The sequence below is a fragment of the Pimelobacter simplex genome, assembly GCF_024662235.1.
In the GTDB taxonomy this organism is placed as follows: domain Bacteria; phylum Actinomycetota; class Actinomycetes; order Propionibacteriales; family Nocardioidaceae; genus Nocardioides.
Genome location: NZ_CP096276.1, coordinates 647,035 through 664,990, shown reverse-complemented (window position 1 = coordinate 664,990; position 17,956 = coordinate 647,035). Strand labels below are relative to the sequence as shown.

At 72.5% G+C, this 17,956-nt stretch carries 21 protein-coding genes; 5 read left to right on the top strand and 16 right to left on the bottom strand.

Annotated elements, in window-relative coordinates:
- Nucleotides 1-4 precede the first annotated feature (4 nt).
- Both M0M48_RS03070 and murI read right to left on the bottom strand, forming a co-directional pair.
- The gene (locus tag M0M48_RS03070) at nt 5-829 is read right to left on the bottom strand and encodes an MBL fold metallo-hydrolase (RefSeq protein WP_257754354.1); all 825 of its coding nucleotides are present in this window, start codon (nt 827-829) and stop codon (nt 5-7) included.
- Nucleotides 826-1,659 carry a glutamate racemase gene (gene murI / locus M0M48_RS03065; RefSeq protein ID WP_257754353.1) on the bottom strand — a complete coding sequence of 278 codons (834 nt, stop codon included), beginning with the start codon at nt 1,657-1,659 and terminating at the stop codon, nt 826-828. The genes M0M48_RS03070 and murI overlap by 4 nt, the downstream gene beginning before the upstream one ends.
- An 81-nt stretch (nt 1,660-1,740) precedes the next feature.
- Between murI and M0M48_RS03060 the strand changes: the two genes are divergently transcribed.
- On the top strand, nt 1,741-2,802 hold the full coding sequence (locus tag M0M48_RS03060) for an alkaline phosphatase family protein (RefSeq protein WP_257754352.1): 1,062 nt from the start codon (nt 1,741-1,743) through the stop codon (nt 2,800-2,802).
- A 28-nt stretch (nt 2,803-2,830) separates the two neighbouring features.
- Here the strand turns inward: M0M48_RS03060 and M0M48_RS03055 are convergent, their stop codons facing one another.
- The 11 genes from M0M48_RS03055 to M0M48_RS03005 all read right to left on the bottom strand — a co-directional run bounded on the left by M0M48_RS03055 (nt 2,831) and on the right by M0M48_RS03005 (nt 12,737).
- Nucleotides 2,831-3,685, bottom strand: a complete 855-nt coding sequence (locus M0M48_RS03055; RefSeq protein WP_257754351.1) for a DUF3152 domain-containing protein — start codon at nt 3,683-3,685, stop codon at nt 2,831-2,833.
- Nucleotides 3,686-3,701: 16 nt separating this feature from the next.
- Nucleotides 3,702-4,727 (bottom strand): FecCD family ABC transporter permease, encoded by a 1,026-nt coding sequence (locus tag M0M48_RS03050; RefSeq protein WP_215816388.1) that lies wholly within the window; start codon nt 4,725-4,727, stop codon nt 3,702-3,704.
- Entirely contained in the window at nt 4,724-5,698 is a 975-nt protein-coding gene (locus M0M48_RS03045) for a FecCD family ABC transporter permease (RefSeq protein ID WP_257754350.1), read from the bottom strand. The genes M0M48_RS03050 and M0M48_RS03045 overlap by 4 nt, the downstream gene beginning before the upstream one ends.
- Complete coding sequence (locus tag M0M48_RS03040; protein ID WP_257754349.1) at nt 5,695-6,678, bottom strand: ABC transporter substrate-binding protein; 984 nt, start codon at nt 6,676-6,678, stop codon at nt 5,695-5,697. Before M0M48_RS03040 ends, M0M48_RS03045 begins: the two co-directional genes overlap by 4 nt.
- Before the next feature lie 123 nt (nt 6,679-6,801).
- Entirely contained in the window at nt 6,802-7,641 is an 840-nt protein-coding gene (locus M0M48_RS03035) for a helix-turn-helix transcriptional regulator (RefSeq protein WP_257754348.1), read from the bottom strand.
- Nucleotides 7,638-8,606, bottom strand: a complete 969-nt coding sequence (locus M0M48_RS03030; protein ID WP_215816392.1) for a PLP-dependent cysteine synthase family protein — start codon at nt 8,604-8,606, stop codon at nt 7,638-7,640. Before M0M48_RS03030 ends, M0M48_RS03035 begins: the two co-directional genes overlap by 4 nt.
- A gap of 15 nt (nt 8,607-8,621) precedes the next feature.
- Entirely contained in the window at nt 8,622-8,900 is a 279-nt protein-coding gene (locus M0M48_RS03025; RefSeq protein ID WP_215816393.1) for a MoaD family protein, read from the bottom strand.
- 1 nt (nt 8,901) lies between these two features.
- Entirely contained in the window at nt 8,902-9,336 is a 435-nt protein-coding gene (locus tag M0M48_RS03020) for a Mov34/MPN/PAD-1 family protein (RefSeq protein WP_215816394.1), read from the bottom strand.
- Between the two features lie 57 nt (nt 9,337-9,393).
- Entirely contained in the window at nt 9,394-10,335 is a 942-nt protein-coding gene (locus tag M0M48_RS03015) for an acyl-CoA desaturase (RefSeq protein WP_257754347.1), read from the bottom strand.
- A 39-nt stretch (nt 10,336-10,374) separates the two neighbouring features.
- Complete coding sequence (locus tag M0M48_RS03010) at nt 10,375-11,061, bottom strand: response regulator (RefSeq protein ID WP_257754346.1); 687 nt, start codon at nt 11,059-11,061, stop codon at nt 10,375-10,377.
- Nucleotides 11,058-12,737: a sensor histidine kinase gene (locus tag M0M48_RS03005; RefSeq protein WP_257754345.1), complete on the bottom strand. Its 1,680-nt coding sequence runs from the start codon at nt 12,735-12,737 to the stop codon at nt 11,058-11,060. Before M0M48_RS03005 ends, M0M48_RS03010 begins: the two co-directional genes overlap by 4 nt.
- Nucleotides 12,738-12,843: 106 nt before the next feature.
- Here M0M48_RS03005 and M0M48_RS03000 point away from each other — a divergent pair, with 106 nt between their 5' ends.
- Genes M0M48_RS03000 through M0M48_RS02985 form a run of 4 tightly spaced genes read left to right on the top strand, consistent with a single transcriptional unit; the run spans nt 12,844 to nt 16,263 of the window.
- Nucleotides 12,844-13,818 (top strand): Bug family tripartite tricarboxylate transporter substrate binding protein, encoded by a 975-nt coding sequence (locus M0M48_RS03000; protein WP_257754344.1) that lies wholly within the window; start codon nt 12,844-12,846, stop codon nt 13,816-13,818.
- On the top strand, nt 13,815-14,330 hold the full coding sequence (locus tag M0M48_RS02995) for a tripartite tricarboxylate transporter TctB family protein (RefSeq protein ID WP_257754343.1): 516 nt from the start codon (nt 13,815-13,817) through the stop codon (nt 14,328-14,330). Before M0M48_RS03000 ends, M0M48_RS02995 begins: the two co-directional genes overlap by 4 nt.
- Nucleotides 14,330-15,871, top strand: a complete 1,542-nt coding sequence (locus tag M0M48_RS02990; protein ID WP_257754342.1) for a tripartite tricarboxylate transporter permease — start codon at nt 14,330-14,332, stop codon at nt 15,869-15,871. Before M0M48_RS02995 ends, M0M48_RS02990 begins: the two co-directional genes overlap by 1 nt.
- Nucleotides 15,868-16,263 carry a universal stress protein gene (locus tag M0M48_RS02985; RefSeq protein ID WP_215816401.1) on the top strand — a complete coding sequence of 132 codons (396 nt, stop codon included), beginning with the start codon at nt 15,868-15,870 and terminating at the stop codon, nt 16,261-16,263. Before M0M48_RS02990 ends, M0M48_RS02985 begins: the two co-directional genes overlap by 4 nt.
- A 25-nt stretch (nt 16,264-16,288) precedes the next feature.
- Here M0M48_RS02985 and M0M48_RS02980 read toward each other — a convergent pair whose 3' ends face one another.
- From M0M48_RS02980 to M0M48_RS02970, 3 genes are all read right to left on the bottom strand, one after another.
- Complete coding sequence (locus M0M48_RS02980; protein WP_257754341.1) at nt 16,289-16,873, bottom strand: DUF2017 domain-containing protein; 585 nt, start codon at nt 16,871-16,873, stop codon at nt 16,289-16,291.
- Between the two features lie 7 nt (nt 16,874-16,880).
- The gene (clpS, locus tag M0M48_RS02975) at nt 16,881-17,189 is read right to left on the bottom strand and encodes an ATP-dependent Clp protease adapter ClpS (protein WP_038677635.1); all 309 of its coding nucleotides are present in this window, start codon (nt 17,187-17,189) and stop codon (nt 16,881-16,883) included.
- 192 nt (nt 17,190-17,381) lie between these two features.
- The gene (locus M0M48_RS02970; protein WP_252373717.1) at nt 17,382-17,924 is read right to left on the bottom strand and encodes a DUF1697 domain-containing protein; all 543 of its coding nucleotides are present in this window, start codon (nt 17,922-17,924) and stop codon (nt 17,382-17,384) included.
- Nucleotides 17,925-17,956 lie beyond the last annotated feature (32 nt).

Genomic DNA, 17,956 nt, shown 5'->3' with positions numbered 1-17,956 from the left:
GTGCCTAGAGCTCGTAGACCGCGCCCTGGACGGCGAGCTCGAGCGGCCCCTCGTACGACGACTGCGCCTCGGCGAGCATCGTCTGGGCGTCGTGCCACGGCGGCACGTGGGTCACGACGAGCCGCTTGGCCCGGGCCTTGGTGGCGACCTCGCCGGCCTCGAGCCCGGTCAGGTGCAGGTTGGGCGGGTTCTCGTCGCACTCGCGGAACGAGGCCTCGCACAGGAAGAGGTCGGCGTCGGCCGCGATGTCGTAGAGCGCGTCGGTGGGGCCGGTGTCGCCGCTGTAGGCGAGGACCTTGCCGAAGGCCGAGACGCGCAGGCCGTAGGCCGGCACGGGGTGGTCGACCTCGTAGGACTCGATCGTGAAGGGGCCGATCTCGATCGGGTCGCCGTAGACCCGGAACGAGAACTCCTCGCGCATGCCGGGCTTGCGCGGCAGGTCGTAGGCCTTGGCGAGACGCTTGGCGGTGCCCTTGGGGCCCCAGACGGGGATCTTGGGCTGGGTGCCGGTCGGGTGGTACTTGCGCAGCACGTAGTAGCTGGTCATGTCGACGCAGTGGTCGGCGTGCAGGTGGCTGATGAAGACGGCGTCGACCTTGAGCGGGTCGACGTAGCGCTGGAGGACGCCGAGCGCGCCGTTGCCCATGTCGAGCACGAGGCTCCAGGTGCGCAGCGCGTCGGTGGCCTGGACGAGGTAGCAGCTCGCCGGGGACTCGGGGCCCGGGTAGGAGCCCGAGCAGCCGACGATCGTCACCGTGACCGCGTGGTCGGCTCCGTCCGGCGGTACCCGCAGCCGGGTCGTCTCCGGTGCCACCACGTCGTCACTCATGCAAGACCCCCTGCGAACTGTCCGGCCGCCACCAGCTCGGGGCCGAGGAACCGGCGCCCGATCGTCTCGAACTCCGCCGGTGAGCCCGTCGTCGTGAAGATGTACGACGGGTCGCCCGACGGCCGCATGAGGCCGGTGTCGGCCAGCATCCGGTAGACGTCCTTGGCGCACTCCTCCGCGCTGCTCACCAGCGTGACGTCGTCGCCCATCACGTAGGAGATGACGCCGGTCAGCAGCGGGTAGTGGGTGCAGCCGAGGATCAGGGTGTCGATGCCGAGCTCGGTGAGCGGGTCGAGGTACTCGCGGGCGACCGCGATGAGCTCGTCGCCGCCGGTCACCCCCGCCTCCACGAAGTCGACGAAGCGCGGGCACGCCCGCGTGGTGAGGGAGATCTGGGGGGCGGCCGCGAAGGCGTCGTCGTAGGCCATCGACTCGGCGGTGGCGCGGGTGGAGATGACGCCGATGCGCCCGTTGCGGGTGGCCGCGACGGCGCGGCGGGTGGCCGGGTAGATCACCTCGACCACGGGGACGTCGTAGCGCTCCCGGGCGTCGCGCAGCATGGCGGCCGAGGCGGAGTTGCAGGCGATGACGAGGGCCTTGACGCCCTTGTCGACGAGGTGGTCGAGGCACTCGAGGGCGTACTCGCGGACCTCGCCGATCGGCTTGGGGCCGTAGGGCTGGCGGGCGGTGTCGCCGACGTAGGTGATCGACTCGTGGGGCAGCTGGTCGATGACCGAGCGAGCGACCGTGAGGCCGCCGAAACCGGAGTCGAAGATCCCGATCGGGGCGTCGATCTCGCCACGCGCTCGGGGGTCGTCCAGGTGCCGCACCCGGCCAGACTACGGCGTCGGGGTGTCCGCAGTCGGCATTCCGGGACGCAGATCACGTCACGCCGGGCGTACCCTGGGCCGGTGACCTCGCTGTCTCGGACCCGGTCCGCGCTCGTCCTGCTCGCGACGCTCTCGGCGCTGGTGACCGGGGCGGCGACCGCCCCCGGCCACGCCGTCGCGCCCACCCCGGTCGGGCCCGCGGGCACCGACCTCGCGCCGCGGGCGGTCAACGGCAAGCACGTGATCGCGATCTCCGTCGACGGGCTCAACCCGCGGGCCCTCAACAAGCTCGGGCGGGCCCGGACGCCGTACCTGCACCAGCTGATCTCGGAGCAGGGCGCGGGCACGCTCAACGCGCGCTCCCAGCTCGAGATGACGGTGACCCTGCCTAACCACACGAGCATGGTGACCGGGCGCCGGATCAAGGCGAGCCGCGGCGGGCACGGCGTCACCTGGAACGACGACACGGTGACCAAGTCGGTCCAGCAGGCGGCGGGACACCCGGTCTCGTCGGTCTTCGAGGTGGTCCACGCGGGCGGCGGCTCGACCGCGGTCTACGCGACGAAGTCGAAGTTCCTGCTCTTCGAGCGCTCCTGGCCGGCCGCGGTCGACAAGAACGTGATCAAGGTCGAGAAGAACGCCGCCGTGGTCCGCGCGCTGCGCCAGGACCTGGCCCGCAAGGCGCCGTCCTTCGCGTTCCTGCACCTCGGCAAGCCCGACCAGATGGGCCACGACCACGGCTGGCTGAGCCCGCGCTACCTCGACGCCGTCGCCACCGTCGACCGGCTCATCGGCACGGTGCTCAACCAGATCCGCAGCACGCCGTCGCTCAAGAGCTCGACGGTGGTCGTGCTCACCGCCGACCACGGCGGCATCCCCGGCGCGACCCGGCACAGCGACATCCACAACCGGGAGAACTACCGGGTCCCGTTCGCGGTCTGGGGCGCCGGGATCACCCGTGCCGACCTCTACCAGCTCAACCGGACCACGCGGGCCAACCCCGGCCGGACCCGGCCGGGCTTCGGCGCCGCGCGCCAGCCGATCCGCAACGGCGAGCTGGCCAACGTCAGCCTCTCGATCCTCGGCCTCGGGCCGGTACCGGGCAGCCTGTGGGACCGCGCCCAGGACCTGCGCTGGCGCTGAGCTCCACGGCTGAGCTCCGCGGCTGAGGTCAGCGGCGCAGCTCGCGGGGCGTCGGCCAGGGGTTCGCGCGGCAGCCGTGGAGCCCCTTGGACTGCTGCATCATCACCGGTGCCAGCGCCCCCGGACGCGGGCACGAGGCGTGCCCACGGCCCAGCCAGTGCCCGGTCTCGTGGTTGACCACCATGTGCCGGTAGTCGCGCAGCGAGCGGCCGAGCCGGTGCCACGCGGGTGAGGCGTGCTGCCAGCGCTGCACGTTGATCACCACGTTGCGGCCGACCCGGCACGACCACTGGGGGCTGCACACCGACGAGAAGCCGGGCACGCGCGCGGCCTCGGAGAGCCAGAGGGTGAACGCGCCGCCGCGGCGTACCTGGACGAAGCGGACGCCCCGGGCCCGCCAGCCGCGCGGGTCGTCGTAGGTCTCCTGGGCGAGGCGGCGGAAGGCCGCGACGTCGACGCCGGGGCCGAGCCGGCCCTTGACCCGCACGCTGTAGCGGACCGTACGGCGCACGTCGACGCGGTGCTTGACCTTCGCGGTGACCGCCCGGGCGGGGGTGTCGGCGTAGCCGGGTGCCGACGCAGTGACCACCAGCGTGAGCCGCTGCCCGACGTCGGCCGGCTGCAGGGGGTAGCGGCGGGCGGTGCCGACGACCTGGTCGCCGCGCCGCCACTCGTAGCGCACCCGGGCCGGCCCCGGCGCCCAGCCGCCCGGGTCCGCGACGAGCGTGCGGCCGTAGCGGGCGACGCCGTCGACCGAGGGCGCGGTGACCGACACCAACGGTGGCGGCTCGTCGGACGCGGCCGCCCCCGCCGGCGCGGGCGCGGCGCTCAGGCCGAGCGCGAGGAGCAGGGCGAGGACGGGGGTGAGCAGGAGGTGGCGCACTCCCCCACCGTAGGCATCACCGGCGCCGGGAGAGCAACCACGCGAGGTAGCAGCCACCGAGGACGACGGTCACCATCCCGACCGGCACCGGGGTCGGGGCGAAGACGCGCTGGGCGAGCAGGTCGGAGGCGGCCAGCAGGGCCGCGCCCATCGCGGCCGAGCCGAGCAGCGCCGGCGGGGTGCCGCCGACGACCCGCCGGGCGAGCTGGGGCGCGGCGAGCGCGACGAAGGCGATCGGGCCGGCGGCGGCCGTGGTGACCGCGGTGAGCGCGACCCCGACGCCGATGGCGAGCAGCCGCCGCGACCGCATCGGTACGCCGAGCGCCACCGCCACGTCGTCCCCCAGCTCGTGCAGCGCGAGCGGCCGCGCCAGGAGCAGGCAGCCGGGCAGCAGCACCAGCCCGCACAGGGCGGCGAGCCGGAGGTCGCTCCCGGTGATCTCGTTGAGCGTGCCGACCCCCCACTGGGAGGCCTGCAGGCCCTCCTCCGCGGTGACCCGCAGCACCAGCCAGGTGTTGACCGACGAGAGCAGCGCGGCCGCGGCGATGCCGAGGATGACGAAGCGCGCGCCGCGCAGTCCCTCGTGCCCGGCCAGGCCGAGCACGAGGGCCGCGGTGAGCAGTCCGCCGAGGGTCGCGGCCAGCGGGACCGCGGTGCCGCTGAGGCCGAGCACGAGCATGGCCACGATGGCGCCGGTGTAGGCGCCGCTGGAGAAGCCGATGACGTCCGGCGAGCCGAGTGGGTTGCGGGTCACCACCTGGAAGATCGCGCCGCTGAGCCCCATCATCGCGCCGAAGAGCAGCGCGGCGAGGACCCGCGGCAGCCGCCAGTCGAGGACGACGAGCTCGGTGACCCGGGTGCCCCGGCCGCGCAGCACGTCGATCGTCTCGCCGAGCGACACCCCGGCGTCGGGGCTGGGCAGCGAGGCCACGCCGATCGCGGCCGCGACCAGCACGAGCAGCGCGACACCGAGCACGCCGCGGACCCGGACCCGGCCACTGATCCGCCCGCCGAGCAGGCGCACGGGCACGACGCGGTTCACGAGCGCCTCCGGATGACGACGGCGAGCAGGACGGCGCCGATGGCGGCGGCGACCACCCCGACGGGCAGCTCGCGGGGCTGGGCGACATACCGGCCGAGGAGGTCGCAGCCGAGCACGAGCACCGGGCCGGCGAGCAGCGAGCAGGTCATCACGCGGCGGTGGTCGGGGCCGATCAGGGCGGCGACGATGTGCGGCACCATCAGGCCGACGAAGACGATCGGGCCGGCTGCGGCGGTCGCGGCACCGCACAGCAGGGTGACGGCAACCAGGGCGAGGACCCGGGTCCGCAGCAGGCGTACGCCGAGCGCCTGCGCGGTGTCGTCGCCCAGCGCGAGGGCGTTGATGCTGCGGCCGAGGGCGAGCGCGATCACGACGCCCGCCACGATGAAGGGCAGCACGGCGAGCACCCGGTCGTAGCCGACCACGGTGATCGACCCGGCGTTCCAGCTGCGCATGCTGTCGAAGGCGCGCGGGTGCAGCAGCACCAGTCCGGAGGTGATACCGGTCAGGACCGCGCCGACCGCGACGCCGGAGAGGGTCAGCGTGACGACGTCGCCGCCCCGGCGCGGGCGGCCGATCGCGGCGACGACGAGCGTGGTGAGTGCAGCGCCGGCAAGGGCGAACCACACCTGCCCGCCGGGGTGGACGATCCCCCACTGGGTGATCGCGAGCGCGACACCGAGGGCCGCTCCGGCGTTGACGCCGAGGATGCCCGGATCGGCGAGCGGGTTGCGGGTCAGTCCCTGCATCAGCGCGCCCGAGAGCCCCAGCGCGGCGCCGACCAGGAGGCCGACCACGGTCCGCGGGACCCGCAGGTCGCGGATCACCTGGTCGTGCGCGGAGCCGTCCCCCGACCACAGCGCCTGCACGATCTCGACCGGGCCGAAGACGCGGCCGCCCAGGCACAGGCTGGCCACCGTCGCGAGGGCGACGGCGGCCAGCAGGGCCCCGAGGGTGCGACCCGTGGTCACGAACGTGCGGCGAGGGGTTCCAGGACCTTGGTCTCCACGACGTCGAGGAACGCCAGCGCGGTGTCGTAGTCCGTGACGCCGTAGGGCAGGTCGAACACGGAGCCGGACTTCGCCGCGGGCAGCGAGGTGAACAGCGAGTTGCTCTTGATCGCGGCGAACGGCTCCCACGGCGTCCCGTCCGCGTTGGCCGGGGTGACGATCACGTCGGCGGTGGCGAGGATCTCGTCGAGCCGCTCGAACGAGTAGCTCGCGTAGCCCGGCTCGGGCGAGGCCTCGGGGATGCCCGGCGCGGGCGTCACGCCCAGCTCGTCGAGGAGGGCGCCGACGATGCCGGTCGGGTAGAGCACCGAGAACTCCGCCTCGGCGTCGCCGATCGAGACCGTGGCCCACTTCAGGGCGAGCTGGTCGGCGTACTTCTCCTTGAGCTCGGCCACCTTGGCCGTGTAGGCCTTCTCCCGCTCGCCGAGCGCCTTGCCGGCGCCGGTCGCGTCGGCGAGCCCGGACACGATGGCCTTCCAGTCGCCGCGGAAGCTGCCCTTCACGACGACCGTGGGGGCGATCTCGGAGAGCCGCTTGTACGCCTTCTCGTCGACCTCGTAGGCGTCACCGACGATCAGGTCGGGAGCGGCCTTGACGATGGCGTCGTAGTTGGTCTCGCCGAAGGAGCCGATCGTCGCGACTCCCTTCACGAACGCCTGCTGGTCGGCACTGAAGGTGTCGACCCACTTGCCGTAGTCCTGGGTGGCGACCGGCTTCACGTCCAGCGACTGCAGCTGCCAGGGCGTGTCGTAGCTGACCGCGACGACCCGCTCGGGCTTCACCGGGACCTCCACGTCGCCGTACGCCGACGCGACGGTGCGCGTGTCCGCGCCGGACGTGCCCGGGTCGTCGTCCTCGCTGCCGCAGGCGGACAGCGCGAGGGCCGCCGCCAGGGTGAGGGCCACTCCGAGACGGCCGAGATAACGGGGCGTGCGCACCACGATGGTCCACTCCTTCTTTGGTTAGGCTTACCTGACCAAGAGTGGAGATCGTGGGCCGCGCTGGCAACGCCTACACGGGCCGGTTGGTGCGCGAAACGGACAAGTGGTGTCGCGAACTCGACATCAGGTGACGTGGGTCATGTGCTGCCGGTGCTGGGCCGGGCTGGCCCCGGTCGTGCGGCGGTAGGCCGCGATGAACGCGCTGGAGTTGCGGTAGCCGACCTGGCGGGCGACCGAGGCGACGGTGCGGCCCTGGTCGAGCAGGGTCGCGGCCATCGCCATCCGGGCCCGGACGCGCCACTGCCCGAAGGCCAGCCCGGTCTCGGCGACGAAGGCGCGGTTGAGGCTGCGCGCGCTCATCCCGAACTCCCCCGCCCACTCCTCCGCGGTGCGCGGGACGGTCAGCTCGGCGAGCACCGCGTCGGCGACCCGGCGCGCGGCGGCGCTGGTGGGCCGGGGCACCGAGAGCGGACCGCGGGCGTCCGGCTCGAGCAGGTCGAGCGCGAACTCCTCGGCCCGGCGCCGGCGCTCGGGGGTCGTGGTGTCGATGCGGAGGTGGTCGAGCAGGTCGACCAGCAGCGGCGACATCGGCAGCAGCACCGGCTCGGTGGCGCGCACCGGCGAGCGCTCGCGGTCGACCCAGGTGCAGTTGAAGCCGGTGCCCGAGACGGCGCACGCCGAGTGCGGCACCCCCGCCGGGATCCACAGCCCGTAGCTGGCCGGCACCCAGTACTCGCGCCCGGCGACCTGGACCCCGACCTTGCCGTCGGAGCCCCAGAGCATCTCGTGGTCGGGGTGGACGTGCTCACCCCAGGACACCGGCAGCCGCGGCGTCCGGATCCAGTTGGTCGCGATGAGCACCGTGCGGTCCGCGGCCGCCGGACCGATCAGCCCGCGCCACCACAGCGTGTAGTGACCGAGCGAGTCGATGACCTCCGGCTCGCTCGCGGCCGGAGCCGTCACGCCCAGAGCTGACCCTCGAGCCGGTCCTCGGCCTCGTCGATCGTGCCCTCGTAGGCGCCGGTGGAGAGGTACTTCCAGCCGCCGTCGGCCACGACGAAGGCGATGTCGGCGCCCTCGCCCGCCTTGGCCGCCTTGGCGGCCTGGCCGAGCGCGGCGTGCAGGATGGCGCCGGTGGAGATGCCGGCGAAGATGCCCTCGAGCTCGAGCAGCTCGCGCACCCGTCGTACGGCGTCGCGCGGGCCGACCGAGAACCGGCTGTCGATCAGCTCGGCGTCGTAGAGCTCGGGCACGAAGCCCTCGTCGAGGTTGCGCAGGCCGTAGACGAGCTCGCCGTAGCGCGGCTCGGCGGCCACGATCTTGACCTCGGGCTGGGCCCGGCGGAAGAACCGGGAGACGCCCATGAGCGTGCCCGTCGTACCGAGGCCGGCGACGAAGTGGGTGATCGAGGGCAGGTCGGCGAGCAGCTCGGGACCGGTGCCCTCCTCGTGCGCGAGGGCGTTGGCGGCGTTGCCGTACTGGTAGAGCATCACCCAGTCGGGGTGCTCGGCGGCGATCTGCTTGGCCACCCGGACCGCCTCGTTGGAACCGCCCGCGGCGGGCGAGGAGACGATCTCGGCGCCCCACATCCGCAGCAGCTGGCGCCGCTCCTCGGAGGTGTTCTCGGGCATCACGAAGACGCAGCGGTAGCCCTTGAGCTTGGCCGCCATCGCGATGGAGATGCCGGTGTTGCCCGACGTCGGCTCCAGGATCGTGCAGCCCGGACGCAGCGTGCCGTCCTTCTCGGCCTCCTCGATCATCCGCAGCGCCGGCCGGTCCTTGATGGAGCCGGTCGGGTTGCGGTCCTCGAGCTTGGCCCAGATCCGCACCTCGGGCGCACCCGCGGTGTTGAACGGCGCCGACAGCCGCGGGAGCCCCACGAGCGGCGTACTGCCGACGGAGGCGAGCAGGCTGTCGTAGCGCGTCATCGGATCAGCGGACGATCAGCGCGCGCCGCCGGCCACGGCCGGCAGGATGACGACCTGGTCGCCGTCGGAGAGCGCGGCCTCGAGGCTGCCGATGAAGCGGACGTCCTCGTCGTTGATGTAGATGTTGACGAACCGGCGCAGGTCGCCGCCCTCGATGAGGCGGTCCTTGATGCCGGGGTGGTTCGCCTCGAGGGAGTCGATGAGCGCGCTCAGGTTGGCGCCGTCGGCGTTGACCGCCTTCTCACCACCGGTGTAGGTGCGCAGGATGGTCGGGATCCGGACCTCGATGGCCATGTCAGCTGCTCTCCTCTGCAGGGATGACGCGGACCTCTTCCTCGGTCACGACGCCGTCGATGATTCTGTAGGACCTGAACTCCACGGGGCCCTCGTTATTCCCGTGCTCCCGCGTGCTGACGAGCACGTAGTGGGCGCCGGGCTCGCTGGCCAGGTTGATGTCGGTCACGCTGGGGTACGCCTCGGTCTCCGAGTGCGAGTGGTAGATCACCACCGGCTCCTCGTCGCGGTCGTCGAGGTCGCGGTAGAGCTTGAGCAGGTCCGTCGAGTCGTACTCGTAGAACGTGGGGCTCCCCGCGGCGTTCACCATCTCGATGAACCGCTCCGGGCGGTCGCTGCCGAGGGGTCCGGCGACCATCCCGCACGCCTCGACCGGGTGGTCGCGCTTGGCGTGCGCGACGATCGCGTCGTACGTGGTCCGGTCGATCTGCAGCACCGGTCCAGGGTATTGCGTCGGGGCGAGCGCAGCCGAACCGGGCTCACGCCCCGGACGTCAGGCGACCGACTTGGCCCGGATCCGCTCGGGCGTCGGCCAGCGCACGTCGCGCACCCAGCCGAGCTTCTCGAGCACCCAGATGATCCGGGCCGAGGTGTCGAGCTGGAAGCGCTTGACCCCGTGCCGCGCGGACGTCGGGTCGGCGTGGTGCAGGTTGTGCCACGACTCCCCGCCCGAGGGGATGGCCAGCCACCACACGTTGCCGGAGAAGTCGCGCGAGGCGAAGGGCCGCTCCCCCAGCGTGTGGCAGATGGAGTTGATGGACCAGGTGACGTGGTGGATCAGGCCGATCCGGACCACGGTGCCCCAGAAGAAGGCGGTCAGCGCGCCCTGCCAGGACCAGGTGAGCAGGAAGCCGAGGACCGGCGGCAGGAAGATCGAGGTCAGCACCCACACCCAGAAGGTGCGCGAGATCCGGACCAGGTCGCGGTCCTTGGCCAGGTCGGGGGCGTACTTGTCGATCGAGGTCTGCTCGGGGTCGAACAGCCAGCCGACGTGGGCCCACACGAAGCCCTTGGTCAGGCCGCGCAGGCTGTTGCCGTAGCGCCACGGCGAGTGCGGGTCGCCGTCCTTGTCGGAGAACTTGTGGTGCTTGCGGTGGTCGGCGACCCAGCGGATGACCGGTCCCTCGATCGCCATCGAGCCGGCGATCGCGAGGGTGATCTTGACCGCGCGGTTGGGCTTGAACGACTTGTGCGTGAAGAGCCGGTGGAAGCCGACGGTGATGCCGTGCAGGGTCAGGCCGTACATCACGAAGGTGATCGCGATGTCGCTCCACCCCAGCCAGCCGCCCCACGCGATCGGGATCGCGGCGACGATGGCGAGGAAGGGCACGGCGATGAACAGCGCCAGGGCGAGGCGTTCCCACGGGCCTTGGGTGTCGGCACCCATGGTGGCCCGGAGGACCGGGGGCTCGGGGCGGTCGTCGATCGCGGTCATGAGGGCTCCAGCTGGGTCGGCGGACTCGCTGGGAACAGGTTACGGCGTGACCGTGTAGCGACGCTCGGGGCGTCCAGTACCGCCGTACCGCAGCCGCACCTCGGCGGTGCCGGCGTCGACGAAGTGCTCCAGGTAGCGCCGTGCCGTGACCCGGGACAGGCCCAGCTGCTCGGCGGTCTCGGACGCCGAGATCTCGCCCGCGCGGCGGGCGGCGGCGAGCACCAGGTCGGCCGTCTCGGCGCTGAGGCCCTTGGGCAGCACCGCCGGTACGTCGGCACCGCCGCCCGCCCGCGCCGTCCCGAACGCCCGGTCGATCGTCGCCTGGTCGACCTCGGCGGCACCGAGGGTGGCGAGCGTGGCGGCCACCCGGTGCAGGCGGTCGGCGAGGTCGTCGTACTCGAAGGGCTTGACGAGGTACTGCAGCGCGCCGCCGTGGAGCGCGGCACGGACGGCGGCGGCGCCGCGCTCGGCGGTCACCATCACCACCGCGACGTCGTCCCCGCGCCCGCGCAGCTGCTCGAGCACCTCGAGCCCGGACAGGTCCGGCAGGTGCACGTCGAGCAGCAGCAGGTCGGGGCGCAGCTCGGCGGTCAGCGCGAGCGCCTCCTCGCCGGTGCGGGCGGTGCCGACCACCTCGAAGCCGTCGGTCTGCTCCACGAAACGGCCGTGGATGCGCGCGACCATGAAGTCGTCGTCGACCACGAGCACCCGGAGCACAGCCGTCACGGTGCACCATCTTGGACCAGGACCGGTCCGAGCGGCAGCACCACGCGGAGCTCGGCGCCGCCTCCACCACCGGCCGGGTCGGCGTCGTCGACGACCACGTCGCCGCCGCGCTGGGTGCAGATCAGCCGGACCAGGGCCAGCCCGATCCCGCGTCCGCCGGCCACCGGCTCCTCCCCCACGACCTCCTTGGTGGAGTAGCCGCGGACCAGGACCGCCTCGCGCAGCTCGGCCGGGATGCCCGGCCCGTTGTCACGCACCCGGAGGTGGACCGCCTCGTCGTCGGCGTGCAGCCAGACCTCGACGGTCGCCTCGTGGCGCCCCGCGCACGCGTCGACCGCGTTGTCGACGAGGTTGCCGACCACGGTGGTCAGGTCGGCGCCGAGGTCGGGGGCGAGGACGGGCAGCCGGGAGCCGGGGTCGAGCTCGAGCGTGACCCCGCGCTCCTCGGCGACCGCGTGCTTGGCCAGCACGAGGGCGGCGAGGGCGGGGTCGGCGAGCCGCTGGGCGACGTAGTCCTCGATCTCGGCGCGGTGCCGGGTGAGGGTGCCGACGAGGGCGGCCACCTCGTCGTACTCGCCGAGCTGGACCAGGCCGGAGATCGTGTGCAGCCGGTTGTCGAACTCGTGGGTCTGGGCGCGGAGCGTGTCGGTGAGCGACAGGTTCGAGCTCAGCTGGCTCTGCAGCGAGACCAGCTCGGTCCGGTCGCGCAGCGTCGTCACCGTGCCGATCCCCCGCCCGCCGGACGACGCCCGCCCGCGGTTGAAGACGACGACCCGGGTGCCCACGAGCGCCAGCGCGTCGCGGACGTCGGCGCCCTCGCCGGTCAGCAGCGCGACGACCTGGGGGTCCAGGCCGAGCTCGTCGGCGGGGCGCCCGACCGGGTCCGGTCCGGCGTCCAGCCCGAGGGTGCTGCGGGCGGCGTCGTTCATCGCGGTCACCCGGCCGTCGGTCCCGACGCCGACCACGCCCTCGCGGATCGCGTGGAGCAGCGCCTCGCGGTGGTCGGCGAGGTTGGCCAGCTCGGTCGTGCCCAGGCCGCGGGTGGAGCGGCGCACGACGCGCGAGACGAACCAGGTGCCGATCAGCCCGAGCAGCGCGCCGAGGCCCAGGAAGAGCCCGAGGTCCGGCGCGGCGGTGCCGACCTGGTCGGCCAGGGTCGGGTACTCCACCTCGGCCGTCACGATCGCCAGCAGGGCGCCGTCGACCTCGGAGATGACCGGCGCGTGCCCGGCCACGGCGCGATGACCGTCGGGCTCGACGTCGCCGGACCACCCGCGCCCCTCCAGCGCGTCGCTGCTGCCCAGCGCGGCCCGGTCGCCCACCCGGCTCGGGTCGGTCGCCGCGAGCACCTCGCCGCCGACCGAGACCAGGGTCACCGTCTGCGCGCCGCGCGCGGTGACGCCCCAGTCGAGGTAGGGGGCGAGCGCCCGCGGGGTGTCGCTGGCCTCGGCCTCGCCGCTGCGCACCCGCTCGAGCTCGCCGCGCACGATGGGGAGCCCGGCGACGTACTCGGCGGCGTTGCGCATCACGGCACCGCGCTCCTCGGCGAAGTCCGCATTGGACTGCCGGATGCTCAGCACGCCGACCGCGACGAGCAGGGTCGCGATGACGGCGAGCTGCAGGAGCAGCACCTTGGCCGCGAGGGTCAGCTCACCTCGGCGCAACGGCGACCACAACGACCACAACCTCCTCTACGTCCGCAAGCGTGACGACCGCCACAGCCCACCGCCATGCTGGCACGGATCGCACGTGACGGCGGTCACGACCCGACCCGGAGGTTCCATGCATCGCCTACTGGCGCTCCTCACCGTGCTGGCGCTCACCGTGCTGGCCGCCGGCTGCGGGGTCACCCGCGGCGCGGACGACCCGGACAACCGGCGGCTGCGGATGTTCATCCCCAACAGCCCCGGCGGCGGCTACGACCTGACCGGACGGGCCGCGGCCCGCGCGATGCAGGACAACGAGCTGACCGGACGCTTCGAGATCCGCAACATCCAGGGCGCCAGCGGCACCGTCGCCATGCAGCGGCTGCTCAACGAGAAGGGCTCCGACGACCTCATGATGGTGATGGGGCTCGGCGTGGTCGGCGCGGTCTACACCAACAAGTCCAAGGCCACGCCGCTCAAGATGACCCCGATCGCCCGCCTGGTCGAGGAGCAGGAGGGCATCCTCGTGCCCGCCGACTCCCCGTTCCGGACCGTCGGCGACCTGGTCGAGGCCTGGAAGAAGGACCCCGGCGGCATCACCGTCGGCGGCGGCTCCAGCAGCGGCGGCCCCGACCACCTGTTCCCGATGCAGCTCGCCGACACGATCGGCATCTCGCCCCGCGACGTCCGCTACATCCCGTACGACGGCGGCGGCCCCCTCACGACCGCGCTCCTCGGCGAGAAGATCGACATCGGCATGTCCGGTCTCGGCGAGTTTGAGGCCCAGATCGAGGAGGGCAAGCTCCGCGTCCTCGCGGTCTCCGGCGCCGAGCGTCTCGACGGCATCGACGCGCCGACGCTGACCGAGGCCGGCGTCGACCTGGTGTTCACCAACTGGCGCGGCGTCCTCGCCCCGCCGGACATCTCCGACGACCAGCGCGCCTACCTCACCGACCTCCTCACCGAGATGCACGACACCGAGGAGTGGAAGGAGTCCCTCGCCGACAACGGCTGGAGCGACAACTTCGCCACCGGCAAGGAGTTCGAGGACTTCCTCGTCGAGCAGGACGCCCGCGTGGCCGACACCCTGAAGGAGCTGGGACTCGCATGACCACCACCGACACCACCTGGCCGACCCGCCCGGTGATCGACAAGGCGCAGTACGGCCTGGCGGGCTTCCTCCTGCTCGCCGGCGGCTACGTCCTCTACGACGCCTCCACCCTCGACCGGGCGTTCGCCGACCAGCCCGTGCAGCCCTACGCGCTGCCATACGTCGTCGGCGCCGCCCTCGTCCTGCTCGGCGTGCTGCTCGCCGTCGCGACCGCGCGCGGCGACCGTCCCGAGGCCGAGGAGGGCGAGGACGTCGACCTCAGCCAGGGCACCGACGTGCGCACGATCGGCCTGCTGGTCGGCGTGCTCGTCGCCAACCTGCTGCTCATCGACTGGCTGGGCTGGGCGATCACGGGCGCGCTGCTGTTCGCCGGTACGACGTACGTGCTCGGGAGCCGGACCTGGGTCCGCAACCTCGCGATCGGCGCCGCGCTGTCGTTCGGCAGCTGGTACGGCTTCTACGTCCTGCTGGGCCTGCCCATCCCGGCCGGCATCCTGGACGGAGTGCTCTGATGGACCTGCTGCTCGAAGGCTTCCAGACGGCCCTGACCCCCGAGAACCTGCTCTTCGCGCTCATCGGCGTGATGCTCGGCACCGCCGTCGGCGTACTGCCCGGCATCGGGCCCGCGATGGCGCTGGCCCTGCTCCTGCCGATGACCTACAGCGTCGGCGTGGACAGCGCGATCATCATGTTCGCCGGCATCTACTACGGCGGCATGTACGGCGGCTCGACCACCTCGATCCTGCTCAACACCCCCGGTGAGTCCTCGTCGGTGATCACCGCCATCGAGGGCAACAAGATGGCCAAGTCGGGGCGCGCCGCGCAGGCGCTCGCCACCGCGGCGATCGGCTCCTTCGTGGCCGGCACGATCGGCACGGTGCTGCTGTGGCTGCTGGTCCCCCGGGTCGCCGACATCGTGGTGACGCTGGGTGCGCCGTCGTACTTCGCGGTCATGGTGCTGGCGTTCTTCGCGGTCACGATGGTGCTCGGCTCGTCCAAGCTGCGCGGCTTCATCTCGCTCTTCCTCGGCCTGGGCATCGCCCTGGTCGGCACGGCCACCGGCCAGGCGCGGCTGACCTTCGGCAACGCCCAGCTCGCCGACGGCATCGACGTCGTGGTGGTCGCGGTCGGCATCTTCGCGATCGGCGAGGCGCTCTGGGTCGCCGCCCACCTGCGCCGCAAGCCGCTGGAGATCATCCCCGTCGGCCAGCCCTGGATGAGCAAGGACGACTGGAGGCGCTCCTGGAAGCCGTGGCTGCGCGGCACCGCGTTCGGCTTCCCGTTCGGCGCCGTGCCGGCCGGTGGTGCCGAGGTCCCCACGTTCCTGTCGTACGCCACCGAGAAGAAGCTCTCGAAGCACCCCGAGGAGTTCGGCCGGGGCGCGATCGAGGGTGTCGCCGGACCGGAGGCCGCCAACAACGCCTCCGCCGCCGGCACCATGCTCCCCCTGCTGACGCTCGGTCTGCCGACGACCGCGACCGCCACGATCATGCTGCTGGCGCTCCAGAGCTACGGCATCCAGCCCGGCCCGCAGCTGCTCACCAACGAGCCGGCGCTCGTGTGGGGCCTGCTCGCCAGCCTGGTCATCGCCAACGCACTGCTCCTCGTCATCAACCTGCCGATGGCGCCGCTGTGGGCCAAGCTGCTGCAGATCCCGCGGCCGCAGCTCTACGCCGGCATCCTGTTCTTCGCCACGCTCGGCGCCTACACGGCCAACTTCGAGCCCTTCGACCTCGCCCTGCTGGTCGCGCTCGGCCTGCTCGGCCTGGCGATGCGCCGCTTCGGCCTCCCGGTGCTGCCGCTCATCGTGGGCGTCATCCTCGGCCCCGCCATGGAGCTCCAGCTGACCACCGCGCTGCAGATCTCCGACGGCGACCTCGGCACCCTGTGGAGCGAGCCCGTCGCCGTCGCGGTGTACGCCGTGATCGCGCTGATGCTCCTCGCCATGGCCGTCGGCGCGGTGCGTGGTCGCCGCAACCCCGCCGCGACCACCCCCACCGCGACCGACGAGAACGACGACACCGACGAGACCGAGGAGCTGGTGAACCGATGAGCATCGTCGTCGCCTACAGCGCCGATCGCTACGGCGAGGCCGCGCTCGAGCACGCCACGGGCCTGGCCCGCAAGGACGGCACCCGCCTGGTGATCGTCAACGCCACCCAGGGCGGCAGCCTCGTCGACCGCCGCTTCGCGCACGACGCGGACATCGAGGCCGTGCGCGACGGGCTGGTCGCCGAGGGACTGGCGGTCGTCGTCCGGCACGAGGTGGTGCCGGACGTCGCCGACGCCGTGGTCGCGGCCGCCGAGGAGGAGCAGGCGACGTTGATCGTCGTCGGCATCCGGCACCGCACCCCGGTCGGCAAGCTGCTGCTGGGCAGCGTGGCGCAGCGGATCATCCTGGAGGCGCACTGCCCCGTGCTGGCCGTGAAGCCGGCCGCGGAGTAGCGCGCAGGACGGCACGGGCCGCGGCTCAGGACAGCGAGCCGACCAGCGTCTCCTGCAGGAAGCCCAACCACTCGTAGATGTGGTGCGCCTGAGCGCGCGGGTCGTCGTCGGGCAGCGCGTACCAGTAGTCCTCGTCGCCGTCCTCGACCTGGAGCCGCGTGCCCAGCGCCAGGCGCAGGTCGGTGAACGACCGCATCCAGACCAGCGCGGTCTCCTGGTCGAGCTCGACGTCGATGGTCAGGTCCTCGTCGGTGGGCTCCGGCGGCAGGCCGGCCTCGTCGAGGACGTCGATGATGCTGCCCGCGGCACGCGCCTTGCCGTTGCGCAGATCGCCCTCGGTGAACCGGCGGAACTCGGCCGCCGCGTCGTCGTCGCCGCGGTAGGCGTTGGGGAACAGCCGGCGCAGCACCGGGTCCTCGGGCTCGGTCGTCGGGCCGGAGAAGTCGAGCAGCTGCTCCAGCGGGTCGCGCTCGACGGGCGCGACGGCCGACTCGTCGTGGAGGAGCTCGACGAGCTGGGCGGCCAGCGAGCGCAGCAGGTCGGCCTCGAACGCCGAGAACGTCGCGATGACGCGCTTGCTCCGGCGGTGCCGGACGAATCCAGAGGTCACGCCGCGCTCACTCCGCCTTCGACAACGTCGCCCACAGGCCGTACTCGTGCATCGCCTGCACGTCGCGCTCCATCTCCTCGCGGGTGCCGCTGCTGACGACGGACTTGCCGTCCTCGTGCACCTCCATCATGAGCTTCTCGGCCTTCTTCTTGCCGTAGCCGAAGTGCTTCTGGAAGACGAACGTCACGTAGGACATCAGGTTCACGGGGTCGTTCCACACCACCGTCACCCAGGGGGTGTCGGCGAGCGTGATGTCGTCCGGGGCGAGGTCCTTCTGGACTCCCGGATCGACCTTCTCCGGGCTCGCGGTCGTCACGGCCCCATCGTCGCACAGGGCGTCGGCGCGGCTAGGGCGTGGCTCTCCCCTCAGCGTTGTTCGAGCGGCATTTGCGGCCGATCTGGCAAGGCGGAGGACCGAAGGCGGGCCGGAGGCCCGTCGAGTGTTCGACAACGCAGCCAGATCGAGTCGCAAACGCCGCGCAGCAGACGCTGAGGGGAGAGCCACGCCCTAGGAGCACCACTTGTCGGCCAGCGTGGTGACCACGTTGAAGTTGCGGTTGGTCGCCACCACGCGCAGCGCCTTCTCGGTCTTGTAGGGGTCGACGCCGCCGGCCTCGTAGCCCGGGCCCAGCAGCAGGTGTGCCGCGCGGCCGCGGACCACGACCGCGTTGACGTCGTCGCTGCGCGCCTCGATCTCGGCGACGAGCGCGGGGTCCGGCTCGTCCTTGAGCAGGTAGACGTAGTGGCGCTCGAGGTCGGTGCGCGCCGCCGTCAGCTCGCGCGCGTCGTCGGCGATCGCGACGAGCTCGGCGGGCGTGTAGACGATGGTGGGGACCTCGAAGCCCTGGCGCTCGGCGTACGCCGCCTCGAGCGCCGCCTCGACCTTGGCCCGCGAGCGCAGCGACGTCGTGAGCCGGACGTTGCCGGTGTTGATGTGGGTCAGCACGCCGGTCCCGCCGGCCGCCTCGGTGGCCGCGACGATGTCGGCCTTGGCGAACTTGCGGTTCGGTCCGAGGTTGATGGCGCGCAGGAAGGCGACGTAGGTCGGCATGGGCACCAGTGTGGCGTGCGCCACCGACACGT

Excerpts from the sequence above, each read along its gene's own strand:
- M0M48_RS02970 (WP_252373717.1), bottom strand. The coding sequence starts at position 17,924 with ATGCCGACCTACGTCGCCTTCCTGCGCGCCATCAACCTCGGACCGAAC.
- M0M48_RS02995 (WP_257754343.1), top strand. The coding sequence starts at position 13,815 with ATGACCACCACCGACACCACCTGGCCGACCCGCCCGGTGATCGACAAG.
- M0M48_RS02990 (WP_257754342.1), top strand. The coding sequence starts at position 14,330 with ATGGACCTGCTGCTCGAAGGCTTCCAGACGGCCCTGACCCCCGAGAAC.
- M0M48_RS03015 (WP_257754347.1), bottom strand. The coding sequence starts at position 10,335 with ATGACCGCGATCGACGACCGCCCCGAGCCCCCGGTCCTCCGGGCCACC.
- M0M48_RS03000 (WP_257754344.1), top strand. The coding sequence starts at position 12,844 with ATGCATCGCCTACTGGCGCTCCTCACCGTGCTGGCGCTCACCGTGCTG.
- M0M48_RS03070 (WP_257754354.1), bottom strand. The coding sequence starts at position 829 with ATGAGTGACGACGTGGTGGCACCGGAGACGACCCGGCTGCGGGTACCG.
- M0M48_RS02985 (WP_215816401.1), top strand. The coding sequence starts at position 15,868 with ATGAGCATCGTCGTCGCCTACAGCGCCGATCGCTACGGCGAGGCCGCG.
- M0M48_RS03025 (WP_215816393.1), bottom strand. The coding sequence starts at position 8,900 with ATGGCCATCGAGGTCCGGATCCCGACCATCCTGCGCACCTACACCGGT.
- M0M48_RS03030 (WP_215816392.1), bottom strand. The coding sequence starts at position 8,606 with ATGACGCGCTACGACAGCCTGCTCGCCTCCGTCGGCAGTACGCCGCTC.